The 1896-nt window shown below is 26.8% G+C and carries 1 protein-coding gene; it reads left to right on the top strand.

What is annotated here, in order from left to right; translation table 11 throughout:
- The coding region (locus tag CXF67_RS18235) for a hypothetical protein (RefSeq protein WP_180957948.1) at positions 1–1879 on the top strand (1879 nt) is incomplete at its 5' end.
- Positions 1880–1896: the final 17 nt, after the last annotated feature.

Raw genomic sequence — 1896 nt, 5'->3', positions numbered from 1 at the left:
AATTGCAGAAGAAGCTGAAAACATTATTGAAATTCAATCTGAACTTTATAAAATTAACGAATTAGACAAATTCAAAGTTGACAATAGTTCATTTGACAACAGTCTACTTTACGACCTTTTATCATTTGGAAAACCTACTGAATTTAAAACTCAAATTATTGATTCTTTCGTTTTACAACTTTTCTTTAAAAATGAAAATCTTGAAAAAGAAGAAGTAAAAGAAGCTTGTGAAAATCAATTTCAGGTAAAGGAAAACAATGTTTTTTACGATAAATTATTAAATAGATTCTTGTCTGAAAAAAGAATTAGAAAAGACAAATCGTTAGGAAATTACAGTCTGACGAGTGAGGAAAAAAATAGATTGGGTTCAAGAAACGAAGAGTTTGAGTTAGAAAAAAAACTGTTTATTCAAAATGTAAATGAAATTCTTACCAAGTATAATCAAGAAAAAGAGATTGATGATTATATTATACAACTTAAACAACTATACATAGATAATTTCAATACTGATTTATCCGATGCTTTAAAAAATGATGAAGAATACCACATATTTAGTATGTGCAGGGATTTTCTAAAATTTATTGAGGTCAAATTAAAAAGTAAAAGTAAATCGAAAGAGTTATCAAAAGAACTTCTTAAATTTTGCATTGATAACAAATTCATTCAAAAAATTGCTGCTAGTAAAGTTTATTCAAGTAGAATTGAAAATTCTCGCCTTGAAACCTACTTAAATAACAAAAAAAAGATTTTCATTGATACTGCTGTTGGTTTAAATAGCTTGTGCTATTACTTTAATCCTAAACTAGAGTTTAAAAATTATTTTTATAGAGCCACGAAGAATTTAATTGAGTTTGCAAAAAGTGAAAACATTAAACTTCATATTTCTGAAAGATATATTTGGGAGATGCAAAATCACATAACTGACGCCTTTAATTTAATACCATTTACTTTAATACCTCAATTTAAAAACCTTGGTTCTTCTAGAAATATTTTTTATAACTTCTATAGTTTTTTAAAGTCTACAGATAATATATGCGATGATGTTGGTTTTAGAGATTTTCTTGAAAAATTTGGATTCAGAGAACGAGGTGGCTATAAATCATTTCACTCTATCATTGTCAATTCACTTTCTCAAATTCAAATTGAACAACAGAAAATAGAAAAGGATTATGATATTGAAGAAGCAAATAAAATTTTTGGCGATTCTTTACTAAAACTCTACAAACAAAAATCAAATTTCACTCGGAATAATGATAGTGTTATGTTGGAATTCCTAGCGGATGATGATGTGCAAGTCCATCCTCTAGAACCAGTTTTCTTAACTTGGGATAGAGCGTTTTTTGAAACTCACGTGGCATACAACAAGAAGTTCCCTAAATCTCAAGATTGGCTAATGTTATCACCGAATAAATTAGTTGATGTTTATAGTATTTTGAAATTTTCTATTAACTCTGAAACAGTAACAGAAAATCTTCTAGCATTAATTTCAGATGATATAATTCAAAATACCTACTCTCTTGTTGACACTTTATCGCTTATAGTAAACCCAAATGATGATGTAGGTTTAGAATATACTACTAGGCTATCAGAAATTAGAGAATCTGAAATAAATAAATTAAATTCAGAAGATGTAACGCGACCTGAAAATTTTGAAGGAGAAGCTGTTATTGATGATATTTTCTTCAAACTAACTACACATTATAAAGATTCTGAAAATAAACTTAATGATTTTAAAAACTTATTTACTCAAAAAGTCTATATGGATAAAGTCATAGAACTACTAATTAAAACAATATCGGTTTTTTATAAAAATAAATTTTTGGACAATAATATTGTAACTGAATTTGATAAATTAATTGAATCTGCAAATAAAGAATAGTATAAGCACAGTTGGCA

Origin of the sequence: Psychroflexus sp. MES1-P1E (assembly GCF_002836055.1) — a bacterium.
Taxonomy (GTDB): Bacteria; Bacteroidota; Bacteroidia; order Flavobacteriales; family Flavobacteriaceae; genus Psychroflexus.
Note: the sequence above shows the minus strand (reverse complement) of the source record. Positions and strands in the feature narration are given on the sequence as shown.